Origin of the sequence: Massilia solisilvae (genome assembly GCF_024753215.1) — a bacterium.
GTDB classification, from domain to species: Bacteria; Pseudomonadota; Gammaproteobacteria; order Burkholderiales; family Burkholderiaceae_D; genus Telluria; species Telluria solisilvae.
Genome location: NZ_JANUGV010000002.1, coordinates 704252 through 720687 on the forward strand (window position 1 = coordinate 704252; position 16436 = coordinate 720687).

Annotated in this window: 13 protein-coding genes; 4 read left to right on the forward strand and 9 right to left on the reverse strand. The window is 68.0% G+C overall.

Annotated features, from left to right (window positions below; translation table 11 throughout):
* The first annotated feature begins 60 nt into the window (after positions 1–60).
* Complete coding sequence (locus tag NX773_RS11345) at positions 61–2538, forward strand: hybrid sensor histidine kinase/response regulator (RefSeq protein ID WP_258856430.1); 2478 nt, start codon at positions 61–63, stop codon at positions 2536–2538.
* Positions 2539–2555: 17 nt separating this feature from the next.
* Here NX773_RS11345 and NX773_RS11350 read toward each other — a convergent pair whose 3' ends face one another.
* Complete coding sequence (locus NX773_RS11350) at positions 2556–4112, reverse strand: hypothetical protein (RefSeq protein WP_258856431.1); 1557 nt, start codon at positions 4110–4112, stop codon at positions 2556–2558.
* Positions 4113–4363: 251 nt separating this feature from the next.
* A complete protein-coding gene (locus NX773_RS11355; RefSeq protein WP_258856432.1) occupies positions 4364–5329 on the reverse strand; it encodes an MBL fold metallo-hydrolase in 966 nt (321 codons plus the stop codon).
* A 193-nt stretch (positions 5330–5522) separates the two neighbouring features.
* Here NX773_RS11355 and NX773_RS11360 point away from each other — a divergent pair, with 193 nt between their 5' ends.
* A complete protein-coding gene (locus tag NX773_RS11360; RefSeq protein ID WP_258856433.1) occupies positions 5523–6677 on the forward strand; it encodes an HPP family protein in 1155 nt (384 codons plus the stop codon).
* Positions 6678–6799: 122 nt separating this feature from the next.
* On the opposite strand, the gene NX773_RS11365 is transcribed toward NX773_RS11360, so the two are convergent.
* Positions 6800–7486 (reverse strand): UPF0149 family protein, encoded by a 687-nt coding sequence (locus NX773_RS11365; RefSeq protein WP_258856434.1) that lies wholly within the window; start codon positions 7484–7486, stop codon positions 6800–6802.
* Between the two features lie 90 nt (positions 7487–7576).
* On the opposite strand from NX773_RS11365, the gene NX773_RS11370 reads away from it, so the two are divergent.
* Complete coding sequence (locus NX773_RS11370; protein WP_258856435.1) at positions 7577–8587, forward strand: serine/threonine protein kinase; 1011 nt, start codon at positions 7577–7579, stop codon at positions 8585–8587.
* A 122-nt stretch (positions 8588–8709) separates the two neighbouring features.
* A complete protein-coding gene (locus NX773_RS11375; protein ID WP_258856436.1) occupies positions 8710–11010 on the forward strand; it encodes a coiled-coil domain-containing protein in 2301 nt (766 codons plus the stop codon).
* A gap of 180 nt (positions 11011–11190) precedes the next feature.
* On the opposite strand, the gene NX773_RS11380 is transcribed toward NX773_RS11375, so the two are convergent.
* The 6 genes from NX773_RS11380 to NX773_RS11405 form a co-directional block, all read right to left on the reverse strand.
* Positions 11191–11553: a hypothetical protein gene (locus NX773_RS11380; protein ID WP_258856437.1), complete on the reverse strand. Its 363-nt coding sequence runs from the start codon at positions 11551–11553 to the stop codon at positions 11191–11193.
* A complete protein-coding gene (locus NX773_RS11385; RefSeq protein ID WP_258856438.1) occupies positions 11553–11930 on the reverse strand; it encodes a hypothetical protein in 378 nt (125 codons plus the stop codon). Before NX773_RS11385 ends, NX773_RS11380 begins: the two co-directional genes overlap by 1 nt.
* Before the next feature lie 364 nt (positions 11931–12294).
* A complete protein-coding gene (locus NX773_RS11390) occupies positions 12295–14118 on the reverse strand; it encodes an alkaline phosphatase D family protein (RefSeq protein ID WP_258856439.1) in 1824 nt (607 codons plus the stop codon).
* Positions 14119–14261: 143 nt separating this feature from the next.
* Positions 14262–14660 (reverse strand): DUF8785 domain-containing protein, encoded by a 399-nt coding sequence (locus tag NX773_RS11395; protein WP_258856440.1) that lies wholly within the window; start codon positions 14658–14660, stop codon positions 14262–14264.
* Positions 14661–14759: 99 nt separating this feature from the next.
* Positions 14760–15335 (reverse strand): TerD family protein, encoded by a 576-nt coding sequence (locus tag NX773_RS11400; protein ID WP_258856441.1) that lies wholly within the window; start codon positions 15333–15335, stop codon positions 14760–14762.
* A 23-nt stretch (positions 15336–15358) separates the two neighbouring features.
* Positions 15359–16414, reverse strand: coding sequence for a DUF475 domain-containing protein (locus tag NX773_RS11405; protein WP_258856442.1), 1056 nt, complete (start codon positions 16412–16414; stop codon positions 15359–15361).
* Between the last annotated feature and the right edge of the window lie 22 nt (positions 16415–16436).

Below are 16436 nucleotides of genomic sequence, written 5' to 3' on the forward strand. Positions count from 1 at the left end.
TCTCGCCGGGGTCATGCCCATCGTGCATGACGGAAACAGAAATTGTGCGACAATCGCCCCATGTCACAGATTTCACAAAGCGAGCTGTGCTTCGAAGGGGACGGGGAGGTCCGGGCCAGGCTGCGTGCCGTCGACTGGAGCCTGTCCCCGCTTGGGGACCCCGATGCCTGGCCGGCGCCGCTGTGCACCGCGCTTGGCATGGTGCTGGACTCGGCGTTCCCGATGTTCATCGCCTGGGGCAGCGGACTGGGGTTCCTCTACAACGACGCCTACGCGCGCATCATGGGCGACAAGCACCCGGCCGCGCTGGGCCAGTCGTTCCAGGCGATCTGGGCTGAAATCTGGGCTGACATCGCGCCGATCGTGGACCGCGCGCTGTCGGGCAAGTCGGCTTATTTCGAGGACCTGCCGCTGAAGGTGGTGCGGCGCGGCTATCCCGAGCAAAGTTATTTCACGTTTTCGTATTCGCCCCTGCACGGCGCCGACGGCACCGTGGGCGGCATGTACTGCACCGTCATCGAGACCACCGAGCGGGTGATGGGCGAACGGCGGGCGGCGTTCGAGCTGGAGCTGTCGGACGCCTTGCTGGCCCTGACCACGCCCGAGCAGGTGCTGGAAACCGCCAGCCGCCTGCTGGGCGAGCATCTTGGCGTGGACCGGGTGGTGTACGGCGAGGTGGACGCCGAGCGCGGCACCTTCCACATCCCGTTCTACTTTGCGCGGCCGGGGCTGCCCGACGCGGGACGCCAGGAGTTCCGGCTCGACGCGTTCGGCCCCGCGATCGGCGATGCGCTCAGCCGCGGCGAAGCGGTGCTGGTGGACGACGTGCGGCACGACCCGCGCACCGCGGCGTCGATCGACGCCTGGGAGCAGGACCAGATCCGCTCGGTGTTGACGATGCCCTTGGTGAAGGCCGGGCGCCTGACCGCGTTCCTGAGCCTGAACCGGCGTGAACCCTGGCGCTGGACCGAGCAGGAACTGGCCTATACCCGCAGCACGGCCGAACGCACCTGGGCGGCGCTGGAGACGGCGCGCGCGCAGACCGAGTTGCGCACGGAGCGCGACCGCAGCCAGTACATCTTCGACACCATTGCCGAGGGCTTCCTGCTGATCGACCGCGACTGGCGCATCTTGCAGATGAACGCCGAGGGCCAGCGCATGGCGGGCCTGGCCGCGTCCGAGGTGATCGGGCACAACCACTGGGAGCTGTTCCCCGAGGCGCGCGACTCGGAAGCCGGCAGGATGTACCAGCGCGTGATGGACACCGGCCAACCGGGCAGCGCCGAGTACCGCCACACGCGCCAGGACGGCACCGTGGTCTGGTCCGACGTGCGCGGCTACCCGACGCAGGACGGCATCGTGTCGTTCTTCCGCGATATCACCGACCGCAAGCTGGCCGAAGAAAAGCTGCGCGAGGCCGACCGCCGCAAGGACGAGTTCCTGGCGATGCTGGCCCACGAGCTGCGCAACCCGCTCGCGCCGATCTCGGCGGCGGCCGAACTGCTGAACCTGGGCCGGCTCGACGAGGAGCGCGTGCGCCGCTCCAGCACCATCATCGGGCGCCAGGTCAGGCACATGATCAGCCTGGTGGACGACCTGCTGGACGTGTCGCGCGTGACGCGCGGGCTGGTCACGCTGGACAGGGGGCCGGTGTCGGCGCACACCATCGTGGACGAGGCGGTCGAACAGGTGCTGCCGCTGGTGCGCGCGCGCGGCCAGCAGCTGTCGGTCACCGTGCAGGACGAGGCCATCAGCGTCATGGGCGACAAGGCGCGGCTGGTGCAGGTGCTGGCCAACGTGCTTGGCAACGCGGCCAAGTACACGCCCGACGGCCGCCGCATCGACGTGAGCGCGACGCGCCGCGACGGGCAACTGGTGCTGACGGTGCGCGACGAAGGCATCGGCATGGAGCCGGAGCTGACCGCGCGGGTGTTCGACCTGTTCACGCAGGCGCAGCGCTCGTCCGACCGCGCGCTCGGCGGACTGGGGTTGGGGCTGGCGCTGGTCAAGCACCTGGTCGAGCTGCACGGCGGCTCGGTGACCTGCGAAAGCGCGGGACCGGGCCAGGGCAGCACCTTCGTGATCGCGCTGCCGGCGGTCCAGCCGCCACCCAGCCAGGAACGGCGCCAGGCGCCGCGCCCGCAGCGCGCGCGCGGCGCGCTCAAGCTCCTGGTGGTGGACGACAACGCGGACGCGGCACTGACCCTGGGCATGCTGCTCGAGGCCTGCGGCCACGAGGTGCTGGTGGAGCACGACTCGCGCAAGGCGCTGGCCCGCGCGCATGCCGAGCGGCCGGACGCCTGCCTGCTCGACATCGGCCTGCCCGACATGGACGGCAACGAGCTGGCGCGGCGCCTGCGCGCGCAACCGGAAACGGCGGACAGCGTGCTGATCGCCGTCACCGGTTACGGGCAGGAGCAGGACCGCGAGCAGGCCTTTGCCTCGGGCTTTCGCTACCACCTGGTCAAGCCGGTGGACATGGACCGGCTGGCGCAGGTGCTGGACGAGATCGTGGCCTGCGCGAACGCGCCCGGCTGATGCCGCGCGCGCGCCGATCAGCGCGCCATTGCCGCCCGGTCGAGCACGATCGCCACCGGGTTGAGCACCTGGGTCGGATCGGCCCCGCGCGCCGATCCCGGCACCACGTAGTTGCGCTGGATGACCTTGACCGCTTCGCCACGCGGCACCATTTGCTCGGTGATCGTCTGGCATGGCCGGATGCCGCTGCAGTCGCGCGCAAAATACTGGACGTAGAACTTGCCGCTGTCGGCGACCGCCGCCGCGAATGGCCGGGCGCTGCCGGCCAGGTCGCGGTCCGACAGGTTGCTCACGCCCTGCAGCACTGAGAGCCAGTTGACCGACAGGCCGACGTAGGTGGCATTGCCGGTCCGGGTGCCAAGCGTGCCGGTCACCGCGATGACATGGCGATCGTCCGGCACCAGCGTGGGGCTGACCTGGTAGTCGGCATCTTGCGTGTCGCCCAGGCAGTTCATCGGCCGCAGCAGGCAGTGCTGCCCGATCAGGTCGACCGAGGTCTGCAAGCTCTCGAACGAGGTGCTCGGCGCCGACGGTTGCCCCCAGCGCTGCTTGATGGCCGTCACCAGTCCTGCCAGGTCGCCGGCCAGCGCCAGTTCGGGGCGCGCCGTCTTCGGGTCATAGACCGGCTTGGGCCACGGCTCGCTGGCGTGGGCTCCCTTGTCGCGCACACGCAGCACCAGGAGCGGCGGACGGTGGCGCCAGCGGTCGCCGGCCTTCTCGTCCAGTGGCTGGGCATAGCGGATGACGGTCATGAAATCGTCCGCCTCGCGGTCCAGCCCGAGCCGCGCGACCTGCGCGGACACCGGTTCGGCGAACACATTGTCCTTGTCGCACAGGCCGGCGCGCACCAGCGCCGCGGTCAGTTCGCGCGACAGCGCGGCGTCGCTCGAGACGACGAAGGCGCGCCGCTGGTTGAAGGCCGCCCCCGACTGGCGCTTGATGACCACGTCGTTGTTGCTGTTGCCGAGGCTGGCGAACATGACCAGGCGCGACGGCTCGGCCGAGGTGCCGAACAGGATCTGGTGCATGTACGGGTCGGTCACGCTGCGGTAGATCGGATCGGCGGTATTGACCTGGGTTTCGCGGGTGAACACGTAGGTTTGCAGGCCGAAGTATCTGGCGGGCGGCGGCAGCTGGCCCACCACCAGCACCGCCTCGCGCTTGTCGAAGCGGTGGGTGCCCCAGGTCTTGTCCGGCAAGGGGCCGAGCAGGTTGCGCATGCTGTTGTCCACGTACTCGTCCGACCACAGCGGCACCGTGGGGATCACGTAGGGCGCGGCCGGGTTATTGCCGAGGCAGTTGCCGATCACCGCGATCGGGTACCTGCAATCGGCGATGGTGAACAGCTTGGTGGCGCCGCGCGCGACCTCATAGCCCTGGGCTTTGAGCACGGCTTCGAGCCGCTTTGCCGGTCCTTGCATCTGCGCCGGCAGGCCATCGGCCGCGACCTGCGGCGATGGCTGTGCGGCGGCCGGGGCCTGGCCGCTGTTGCCGGCATGCCCGGACGATGCCCATGCGCAGGACACGGCGAGTGCGCACAAGCGGGCGCACCAGATTCTTGGTTGGAAAGTCATCACTGCTCCTGATCTGCAATCTCGGGCGCCACGACGGACGGGTGTGCCTGTTGTTCTGGCAGTTAGAGCGGGTGGCGCGGGCGCGCTGTGTCGCCCGGTGGGGGCAACTTGAGGCAGTTCAGGAGGAGGTGCTGTTGGCGGAACCGTAGGGTGGGCAGACTGTCTGCCCATGCGTTCAACCACAGCGTGCAATGACACGAACGCCGCTTGAACGCGTGGGCGGGAAACCCGCCACCCTAACGTGATGCTGCTTAGCGCATCTGGGTGAAGTTCACCGGCACATAGCGGTAGCCCTTGCCCTCGGTGCGCAGGTGGCCCATGCCGGGGAATTGCAGGTGCGCGCCGCCGATCAGGTAGCCGCCCTTGGCTGCCGCATCGAAGGTTTTCTTGCGCTCGGCGGCGGCGGTCTTCTCGTCGCTGTCAAAGCCGATCGTCACTTCCGGGTGCGCCATCTGCACGCCGGCCACGTGGATCAGGTCGCCGATCAGCACGAGCTTCTGGCCCTGGCTTTCCACGGTGTAGGTGGTGTGGCCCGGCGTGTGGCCGTGGCCGGTGTTGGCGCGCACGCCCGGCACCAGCTCGACGTCGCCGTCGAAGGTCTGCAGCTTGCCTGCCTTGACGTACGGCGCCAGCACACCCTGGGCGGCCTGGAAGTAGCCCTTCTTGTCGGCCGGGGCCTTGTTCATGACCTCTTCGCTGAGCCAGAAGTCGGCTTCGTGCTTGGCCGCGCGCACGATGGCGTTGGGGAATACGGCCTGGCCGTTGCTGGCCAGCCCGCCCACGTGGTCGCCGTGGAAGTGGGTGATATAGATCTCGTCCACCTGCTCGGGCTGGTAGCCGGCGGCCTTCAGGTTGGCCACCAGCTTGCCCAGGGTCGGGCCGAACAGCGCGCCCGCGCCGGTGTCGATCAGCACCAGCTTGCTGCCGGTGTTGACCAGGTAGGCGTTGTCCGAGGTTTCCAGCGGTACCTTGAGGAAGGACTTGGCCAGCTCGGCGCGGGTCTGCTCGGGCTTCTGGTGCAGCAGCTGGTCTACCGGCAGATCCACGGTGCCGTCCGACAGCGGGGTGATTTCGAAGTTGCCCAGCATCACCCGGAAGTAGCCGGGCGCAGGGGTCTTGGCCATCGGCGCGGCGGCGAAGGCCGGGCCGGCGGCGCAGGCCACCGCAGCGGCGGCCACAAGGGAGGCGAGGACGTGCTTGTTGAATTTGCTGGTCATGTTCTTATCCTGTCGAGCGATGGGTTTGTCGCTGCACGCGGCAGCACTGTTGTTGCGGTGCATTTTTTGCACTGTTGAGTATCGTACATGAACAGGCGCGGCGCCGCTTGCCCCCCGAATGGGGTGGCTCCTGCAAGCCCAGCGCGGCTGTGGTCTAATTGCGCCTCTGGAAATTTTGGAAGCGGTTTCGCCGATGGCGGTATTGGGGAAAGACTGGCTGCGCGAATTCTGGCCGCAGCCGAATACGGCGAGCACCACCGAACGGGGCAGGGCGGCATCCGGCGCGCTGCTCGGGCTGCTGCTGACCGGTGCGCTCAGCCACATGGTGTTGGGTGGCAAAGGCGCCTACCTGATCGCTCCGATGGGGGCGTCGGCCGTGCTGCTGTTCTGCCTGCCGGCCAGCCCGCTGGCGCAGCCGTGGTCTATCCTGGCCGGCAATCTTGTGTCGGCGCTGGTGGGCATTTTTTGCGCCCACCTGATCGGTTCGCCGCTGCTGGCTGCGCCGCTGGCGGGCGGCGTAGCGATCGGCGTGATGTTCTACCTGCGCTGCCTGCACCCCCCCGGCGCCGCGGTGGCGCTCAACGCGGTGCTGTGGGGCTTTGCCGCGCATCCCGGCACCTACCTGGCGGTGGTGATGCTCAATTCGCTGCTGCTGGTGCTGGTGGCGCTGGCGTTCAACAACCTGACCGGGCGCCGCTATCCGCACCCGCAGCGCTCCAGCATGACCAACACCCATGCCACGCGCGACCCCGTGCCCACCGCGCGCCTGGGCTTTGCCAAGGAAGACCTGGATGCGGCGCTGGCGCGCTACGGCCAGGTGCTGGACGTGAGCCGCGACGACCTGGAGCACATCCTGTTCGAGACCGAGATGCGTGCCTACGGGCGGCGTTTCGGCGTCATCACCTGCGGCGAGATCATGTCCAGGGACGTGGTGACGATCGAGCCCTCGGCGCCGCTGGCGCTGGCCTGGCGGCTGCTGCGGCGCCACCGTGTGCACGCGCTGCCGGTGCTGCGGCGCGACCGGCGCGTGGCGGGGATCGTGGGGCAGAGCGATTTCCTGCATCACGCGGGGCTGGACGAATACCGCACGGTGGGCGAGCGCCTGGGCGAGCTGGCGGGCCTCGTGTTCGGCTACCGCGCGGACCGGCCGGAGGTGGTGGCGCAGATCATGACCACCGACGTGAAGACCGTGCGCGCGGACGAGCCGATCGCGGAACTGGTGCCGCTGATGGCCAACAGCGGGCTGCACCACATTCCGGTGGTCGATGCGGACGGGGTATTCGTCGGGATCGTGAGCCAGTCGGATCTGCTGGCGGCGATGTATGAGGTGCGGCTGAGGGCCGCTTGAGGCGGGTAGGGTGGGCAGGTCTTCCTGCCCACGCGTTCAAGCAAGGTTTGCGGCTTCGTGCAGCGATTTGGCCCGCAAGCGCCGGTTGAACGCGTGGGCGGGAAACCCGCCCACCCTACAGGTCACGCGTCAGCGCCGCAGCACTTCTTGTACTTCTTGCCGCTGCCGCAGGGGCAGTCGTCGTTGCGTCCGACCTTGGCTTCATCGCGCTTGACGGTTTCCACCGCCGGCTTCCTGCGCGCCAGCCAGAACCGGTGGATGGCCGGCAGGTTGGCCTCGATCTCGAGCGCCAGCTTGTGCGCCTTGACCGGGTCCTCGACCTCGGGCAGCTCCTCTTCGTCGATCTCGTCGGCGCCCAGCAGGTAGATCGGGCGCATCAGGTCGGCCACTTCCGAGTCCCAGATCTCGTCCCACGCGCCGGGGCGCAGCTCCATGCCTTCCCAGAAGCCCCAGCACCAGGCCTCGGCGTCGATCAGCGTCTGGCCACCGACTTCGTGCTCGCAGTACAGCGGCTCGAATTCCTTGGGCGCGACCTCGAACGTGACCAGCACCTCGTTCATGAAGCGCATGATCAGGTTGACGATGTGCTCTTCTTCCTTGTTGTTCTTCCATTTCGGCGCGACGCCTTCCTCGCCCCACACGCGCGGCAGCCATTCGGCCGGCATGATGGTCTCGGGCCCGATCGCGATCGCGGTCAGGTAGCCGTTCAGGGTGTCCATGGTCATCGCGTCTTCCGGGCTGCGGTCGGACAGCAGGAAGCGGTCGAGTTCGTCGAATTCTTTTTCGGTCAGGGGCTGGTCGAGGTGCATGAAATGCTCTTGTTGCGGTGAAGCCGCCAGTTTAACGCCTGCGAGCTCGCGGGCGCACGAAAATGTGCTGCCGGACTTACAATGGCGCCCATGGAACCTACCCGCGACAACCAGGAATCGCCCTTGCTGCACCCCTATCAACGCCTCGACCCGGACCGGGTGCTGGACGCCGTCGAGAGCGTCGGCCTGCACGGCGACGGCCGCCTGCTGGCGCTGAACAGCTACGAGAACCGGGTCTACCAGGTCGGGCGCGACGAGGGCGCGCCGGTGGTGGTCAAGTTCTACCGGCCGGGACGCTGGAGCGAGGCGCAGATTCTGGAAGAGCACGCGTTCGTGGCCGAACTGGCCGAGCGCGAGGTGCCAGTGGTGCCGGCGCGGGTGCTGGACGGCAAGACGCTGCACGCGTTCGACGGCTTCCTGTTTGCCGTTTTCCCCAGCCGGGGCGGGCGCGCGCCGGAGCTGTCGGACCCGAAGACGCTGGAATGGATCGGGCGTTTCATCGGCCGCATCCATGCGCTGGGCGGCGTGGCGCCGTACCGGCAGCGCCCGGCCATCGACCCGGACACCTTCGGGCGCCAACCGCGCGATTACCTGCTGCAGCACGGCTTCATTCCGCCCGACCTGCTGGCCACCTACCGGAGCGTGGTGGACCAGGCGCTGGATGGCGTGGCGCGCTGCTACGAGCGCGCCGGTGACGTGCAACTGCTGCGGCTGCACGGCGATTGTCACTCGGGCAACGTGCTGTGGACGGGCGACGGGCCGCACTTCGTGGACTTCGATGACAGCCGCATGGGGCCGGCGGTGCAGGACCTGTGGATGCTGCTGTCGGGCGAGCGCAGCGAGATGGTGCGCCAGATGGCCGACGTGCTGGCCGGCTACGAGGATTTCTGCGACTTCGACCCGCGCGAGCTGTACCTGGTCGAGGCGCTGCGCACGCTGCGCCTGATCCACTACTCGGGCTGGCTGGCGATGCGCTGGTCCGACCCGGCGTTCCCGGTGGCATTCCCGTGGTTTAACACCCAGCGTTACTGGCAGGACCGCATCCTGGAACTGCGCGAACAGGTCGCGTTGATGGATGAACCACCCCTGTGGCCGGTCTGACAATTCCTGCTTTTGAACACCGGAATTGAGCGGGTTTTCCGCGTCTCCTTTGGGCGCTGAAGGCCGCGGCGGGGGCGGATAATCGACGCGAGACCCCCTCCAGCGCGCCAACGAGACCCCTGATGCACCCTGAGCCGAACCAGCCGAACGACGCCGACCTGATCATCGACCTGCCGCCCACCGCCGACGGCCCGGTCGTGGCGCACGAAACCCGCGCGCCGCTGGCGATGGACGACATCAAGCTGGCCATCGCCCGCGTCGAGGCCGAGGCCAAGGCCAATTGCGCCGCCGGCAGCCGCGCCGCGGCCGAGGCGCAGGCGCGCCAGCTGGCCGAGCAGCGCGCGGCGATGGACGCCGAGGCCGCCGCCGCCGCGCTGGCCAGCGTGCAGGCATCGGAAGAGGCGATCGAGGCCAACCGCGACCGCGTGGACGCCCTGCGCGCCGCCGCCAAGGCCGCCGCCGAGCGGCTGGAAGCGGTGCGCGCCGAAACCGCCGAACTGCGCGCGCGCATGGAGGCCGACACCCACATCCGCCTGGCCGCCGAAGCGCGCGCCCGCAGCGAGGAAGAGGCGCGCCGCCGCGCCGCCGAACAGATCGAAGCCGAAGCCGCACTGGCGGCCAGGGCCGCGCAGGCGGCCGACGAGCTGCTGCACCAGACCGAGCAGGCGCGCCTGCAGGCGGCCGAACGGGTGGCCGCGGTGCACGCGGCGAAGGAAGAAGTGCTGCACAGCGCCAGTGCCGACGCGCGCGTGGCGATCCTGGCGCGCGAACGCGAGCGCGCCGAGAAGGAGGCGCGCCAGACCGCCGAGAAGCTGGCCGAGGCCGAAGCCGAGGCGCTGGAGCTGGCCCGCCAGCGCGAGCGCGCGGACCAGATCGCGCTGGCCTCGAGCTTTGCCCGCGCCGGCGCCGAGGCGCGCGCGCTGGAGGAAGCCAGGGCGCTGGCACACATCGAACAGGAACGCGAGGCGACCGCGCTGGCGCAGGCCGAGTCCGAGCGCATCGCCGCGCAATCGCTGCGCATGCGCCTGCAGACCGAGAAAGAACTGCGCGACGCCGCGCTGCACCGCGAGCGCCTGGAAAAGACCGCGCTGGCCGCAGCCGAAGCGCGGCGCGAAGCGGAAGCGCGCATCCTGGCCGCGACCGAGGCCCGCATCGAGGCCGACCGCAAGCTGCGCGAGGTGGCGTTCGAGCGCGCGCGCGCGGAGGAAGAGGCGGGCATGCAGGTGGAGGCCAAGCTGGCCGCCGAGACGGTCGCCGCGCAGCAGGCCAAGGAACGTGCCGCGGCCGACGAGGCGGCGGCGCAGGCGGCCCAGCGCGAAGCCGAGGAACAGAAGCGCCAGCGCCAGCTGGCCGAGGAGCGCGCGGCGCTGGCCCAGCAAGAGGCCGACGCGCGCGCCGCCGAGAACGATGCCGAAGCGCGTGCGCTGGCGGCGATGGCGCAGCAGGTCGAGCAGCAGCGGCTGGCGGCCGAGGCGGCGACGCGCCGTGCCGAGGAGGCCGAGCGGCTGGTCGAGGCCGAGCGCGAGCGGGCCCAGGCCGAGGCCGCGGCGCTGGCGCAGCTGCAGGAAAAGCTGGAGGTCGAGCGCCAGACCACCGCCGCGGCGCAGGCGCGTGCGCAGGCCGAGCAGGAAGAGACTGCGCTCTTGCGCGAGAAGGCCCAGTCCGAGCGTCGCCTCGAAGAAGCGAAGCGGGCGGCAGTCGAAGCCACGCGGGTGGCGGCGGCCAAGGCGCTGGAGGAGGCCGAGCAAGAGGAAGCAGCGGCCGCCATCGTGCAGGCACAGGCGCAGCGCGCGGCCGAACTGGCGCGGGTGCAGGCCGAGCGCGCGGCAGCCGAGCAGCAGAAGCTGGCGCTGCTCGACGACGCGATCGCGGCCGAACGCGCGGCGACGCAGGCGGCGCGCGAAGCGCTGCTGCTGGCCGAGCAGAAGATGACGGCGCAGCGCGAACAGGCCGAGGCCGAGGCGCGCGCCAACCAGGCGGCAGCGGCCAAGCTGGCGTCGGAACTGGCGTGCGCGCGCGCCGCCGAGGCACGGGCGCAAGCGCTGGAAGAAGAGGCGCTGATGGCGCGCCAGCAGGAACTGGCCGGGCAGGCCGCGGCGCAGGCGGCCATCGACAAGCGCGAGGCGCAGCGCGCGCTGCTGGAGAAGGCGCAGGCGCACGCCGAAATGCAGCGCAAGGTCGCGCAGGCCACGGCCGACATGGCGCAGGCCAAGCAGGAGCTGGCCGAGTTCGAGAGCCGCCGCTATGACGACCAGGTGGCCGAGCTGGCCGCGACCAAGGAGGCGCTGGGCGAGCGCAAGGCCGAGGCCGAGCAGCGCGCCGTGTCGGAAGACCTGACCCGCGAAGTGATCGACCGGATCAAGCAGCCGTCGGCGGCGCAGGCGGCCAAGCGGCTGGCGACCGTCATTCAACGGCGGAGTTGACTCGGGGGGGCGGCTAGCTGGAGAAAAACGACAAGCTATTCGGACAAGAAAGCCTTTCTCGCTCGTCCCCGTCAGGTCGGCGACTTGCCGGTCGAGAAAGGAGAGCCGGCGCCGTCAATCGCAGCTAAAGCGACAGTTGACGTCGCGACTGCCGAAGGCGCCGGGGTAGCGTAGGAACGCTCAGAACGAATGCGATTTCGTCTTCTTGACTGAGAAGAACTCAAGGACGTCTGGCGCATCGATCGTGACACGCACTTTTTGCATCCCTTTCGCGGCGGCGCTCAACTTTCGCACTCGATATGCAGCAGGCTTTTGGTTCAATTGTGCGACGACGCCCTGGCGTAGCTGCATCTGTTTGACGTACCAGATACGGGGACCTTTGTCGGCGCCCAGGTCCGTCACTGCATTCGGCGTCTTGTTTCCCTGCTTAATGTCAGGCATCTCGACCTTGCCATTGCGGGTGCTCTCGTCCAAAGCGGCCTTGAGCGCTTTCGATGATGTTGGCTGCAAGTTCTTGCCCTTGCCGTAACTTATCGTAGCCATCACACCTCCTCGTTACTAATGACTTCGGCGATACGCCTCATTGACCAACTTTCTTCGCTGGACAAGTCAAACTCCATGATACACCCGCAACCGAACCGCTCCCATAGATCGTAGTGGCCACTATCCCACAAATCAGAGATCCGGAACTGGCCAGCGACGTAGTTCACGCCAGCAGCATCAAGCTCCGCCTTCATTTTTAGCAAAATATCGGGCTCCACGACTGCATCGTATCCTAGCTTGGGCCAGACAACCCAACCCACGTCGGGGTGATTTGCAGCATTCGCGACAATTTTGGCGAATCCCAGTTGTGAGGCTGCCATCGCTTCGATCGCGAGAGAAAACGCTCCAATCCCTTGCCCTCGATAAGCTTTCTTCAAGTAAAACTCAACGTTGTGCATGACCGAGAGTAGGAGGCCGCCTTCCTCACACGCAAGGTCGAGCCGTCGAAAGCACCGGCAAGCCGCCACAGTTCGTTCGTTATGTCTTTGCCGGACAGTTCTACAGGCAAGATGTCGGGGCTTGCCTCCAATGTGACCTGGCCCGTGAAACGAACGGGAACTTCGACAAATTTCCCCAAATTCTCTCCCTCTTCAATGCCGTGGTTGCTATTTTGGCATTTCGTCTGATGCCCAGCAACTGCGAGAAGCAGCCAGATGAGATCGAATTCCGTTCGAGTTCGCTTCTTTATGTGCAGATCATGACGGGCCTGACAACCCAATTAGTTCGCCGTACCGAGGCAGGTCAACCAGGACTTTCTTCCACGCCCGGCGCTACCGATCCCGATGCCAGCGTGATCCGCGTTTGCTTGTCCAGCGGGTTCGACGGCGCCGTGCCGTTGTCATTGAGCGGCTTGACCTTGTTGAACACCACCGCGAAGCTGTCCGCCGTCACCGTGGCCACCGCGTAGCCCTGCGCGTCGTGGTCGCCATAGACGAGGTCCGGGTTGTGGTCCAGCAGCAGCCGGTCGAGCGCGCGCGGGATCGCGGCCAGGTCGGTGAGTGCGGACGAACCGAGCTTGCCGAGTTGCTGCAGGATCTCGTGGTAGTACGACAGGCTGCTCACGCCCGCGCCGACGAAATCGACCATCACCGGCGTGCCCACCGCGGGGTCGGGGTTGTCGCGCACCACGCCGCACTGGAAGGCGTGAAGGTCGCCCGACACCGCCACCACGTTGCGAATGTTCTGCGCCTTCAGGTAGCTCATCAGCTCGGCGCGGGCGGACGGGTAGCCGTCCCACACGTCGGCATTGAGCACGTACAGCTGGTCGTAGGGCGCCGGGACCTTGCCGCGCAGGTCCAGCCACATGCGGTTGAGCGTGACCTCGTTGCCCCATACCTTCCAGCGCGCGGTCGAGGCGCGCAGGGTGTTTTTCCACCACGCAGCTTGGGTCTGGCCGAGGATCGACGGCACATGGCCCAGCGCGATGGTGTCGGCCCGCTCCGCCCCCAGCAGCACGTCGCGGATCACCAGGCTGCGCGCGCCGATGTGGTCGTCGCCATGCACCGGGTCGTGGCCCAGCATCTCGGCCACCAGCGACTCGGCCACCACCTGGTCGTCGCGGTACAGGCGCTCGTCCGTCATCACCAGGTGCAGCAGGGTGCCGAAGCGGAAGTCGCGGTACAGGCGGATGTTGTCGTAGGCCGGGTTGGACAGGTCGAACGAGACGTCGCCGAAGTCCACCGGCATGTATTCGGCCCAGGCCTGGTTGGCATTGCGCCGGCGCTGGGTCTCGCGCGTGTTGCTGTTGTCGTAGGTCTGGTGGTCCTGCCAGCAGTCGTCCGAGAATTCGTGGTCGTCCCACACGCCGATCATGGCGAAGCGGCGGTGCACCTCCTGCAGCCGGGTGTCGCCGCGGTAGGTGCGGTACAGGGTGCGGTAGTCTTCCAGGCTGGTGGCGTGGATGCCCGCCGTGCTGCCGGGGTTGGGCACGCCATTGGGCAGCGTGATGTAGCCGTGCGCCGGCTCGGCCTGGCCGCGGTGGAAAGAGGTGTCCACCGCTTCGTAGATGTAGTCGCCCACGTGCACCACGAAGTCGAGCTGCTCTTGCGCCAGCAGCGTGAACGCGCCCCAGTGGTTGTAGCTCCAGTCCTGGCACGACAGCCAGGCAAAGCGCAGCGACTGCGGGGTGCTCGTTGCCGCCGGCGCAGTGCGCGCCATGCCCACCGGGCTGGTGTCGCGCCCGGCCACGAAACGGTAGTAGTACTGGGTGCCGGGCGCCAGGCCCGTGACCTTGGCGCGCACCGTGTAATCCCACGCGGGCAGGGCGGACAGCCCCACGCTGGCCACGGTGCTCGAGAAGGTGTCGGACAGCGAGAGCTCGAGCCGGATCGCGCGCGGGCCGGCCGCGCCGGTGCCCGGGTAGCGGGTCCAGAACACGATGCTCGCTTCCCTGGGGTCGCCGCTGGCCACGCCCTGCGGGAAGGCGGTGTTGACCGGCGGTGGCGGCGTGCCGCCCCCGCCATCGCCATCGCCGTCATTGCCGCCCGCGTGGCAGCCCGCCAGGCCGCCAGTGGCGCTCGCGACCGTGTAGAACATTGCGCTGCGAATAAACGCCCGTCGATCCATGTGAGGCTCCCGTGAACGCTTGTTTGCCTGAAGCGTAGGGGAAGGGCGGACGGGCGCGTTTGATCGCGCTCAGGTGTATCCAGCTGAACGGTTCATGATGTTGTGATATGACGCTCGAATGGATGAGGCCGGTTTGATCCGCGCTACATATTACCGGCGCCCGCAGGACGCTGGCCGCCGCCGCTCACTTTTTCGACGAAATATTCGGTCTCGCCAAAGCAGGTGGTGGGCACGCCCTTGTGCTGGGCGTAGCTGATCTGCACGCGCTGGCCCATCAGCGGCAGCATCTGCTGTACCACGGCCGGGTCGCGCACGGTGAAGGCGAAGCGCTCGGGAATGGCGCCGGGCATGCTGGACAGCAGGATCTCGCCTTCCCAGGTCTTGCACAGCCAGCCTTTTTTCGACAGCTTCTGCAGGTAGCCGGCGCGCTCGCCCTCCGAGTACGACCACGACAGCGCGATCCAGACATACAGGGCAAACAGCAGGGCAAGTGCAACGAGCAGGGACAGCAGGATCGCGCTGGCGCGCTTTGGCAGGGTCATCGGCATAATCGGGTGGCGTAACAGGTTGGGCGGTGGGCGCGCCGCACCGCCGGGGTCAAGCGCGTCCATTCTGCCACGGACGCCTCGATTGTCAAACTGTTACGCGTTCACGCCATACGCGCGCGCCAGCGGCGCCAGGCCGCCGCGGTAGCCCTGGCCGACCGCCCGGAACTGCCAGTCGCCGTTGCTGCGCACCAGTTCGCCCACCACCATCGAGGGCTGGTCGGCGCAGTCCTCGGGCAGCTCGTAGCGGGCGATCTCGCGCTCGGTGTCGGCGTTCAGGCAGCGCAGGAAGGCGTGGTTGACCATGCCCAGCGTCTGTCCGGGCGTGTCCGGGTCGTGGATGGTGACCGCCACCGCGATGCGGGCGATGTCCGGCGGCACGTGGGCCAGGTCCACTTCGAGCCGCTCGTCGTCGCCGCTGGCCACGTCGATGCGGCTGTCGGTGGTGCGCTCGACCGAGCCGTCCTCCGAGCGCAGGTTGTTGTAGAAGACGAAGTCGCCGTCGTCGCGCACCTTGCCGTCCGCGCGCAGCATGAACGCGCTGCCGTCCAGGTCCACGCCGATGCTGCCGGCCTCGCGCGGCTCCCAGTTCAGGCCGAGGATCACGCGCTTGACGCCCGGATCTTCCTTGGTCAGGCTGACATTGCCGCCTTTTTTCAGGCTGATCGCCATGGGACTTTCCTTTCTCGGATGAGCTAGGCCAGCTCCGGCTTGCCCTCGTTTGCGCGCGCCATCCGCTTGCGGTAGCGGATCGACGACCACAACGACACGAGGATGAACACGACGCCGGACAGGCCGGTGAACCATTCGGGGATCTCGTACTGCACGCTGAGAAACATGATCAGGGCCAGGATGCCGATGGCATAGTGCGCGCCGTGCTCGAGGAACACGAACTGGTCGAGCGTGCCGCGCCGGACCAGGAACACGGTGAGCGAGCGCACGAACATGGCGCCGATGGCCAGCCCCAGCATGATGATGACCACGTCGTTGGAGATGGCAAACGCGCCGATCACGCCGTCGAAGCTGAACGAGGCGTCCAGCACCTCCAGGTACAGGAAGCCGCCGATGCTGCCGCGCGCGATGATCTGGCCGATGGCCGGGTCGTGCTCTTCCTCCTCGAGCAGCCCGCTGATCCAGTCCACGCCCACGTACACGGCCACCCCGACCACGCCGGCGATGAGCACCGGCAGCTGGTCCGCCGGCCCGACCAGGTTCATGGCCCCGAACGCGGCCAAGAGCGCGATCAGCACGGCCAGGCCCTCGCTGCCGTACTTGCCGATCTTTTCCTCGATCTTGCCGAGCCAGTGCAGTTCCTTGTCACCGTCGAACAAAAAGTTGAGGAAGACCAGCAGCAGGAAGGCGCCGCCGAACACCGCCACCTCGGCATGGCGCGCAGCCAGGTGACGCGCATAGATGTCCGGGGTGGCCACGGCCATGTGCCAGACGTCGATCAGCCCGAGCCCGGTGGCCACCGCGACGATGGCCAGGGGAAACACGAGGCGCATGCCGAACACGGCCACGACGATGCCCACTGTCAGGAACAAACGCTGCCAGAACGCATTCCAGCCGCGCAGCACGGTTGCGTTGACCACCGCGTTGTCGAACGACAGCGACACCTCGAGCACGCCAAGCACGGCCGCGATCCACAGCGCGCGCAGCAAGCCCGGCACGCCGCCCTGCAGGTAGCCCCACCAGCCCGCCAGCCCCAGCAGCACCACGGTGACGATGAACGACAGCCTGAAATGTTGCATCAGCTCTCCCTTCGCAATGGAA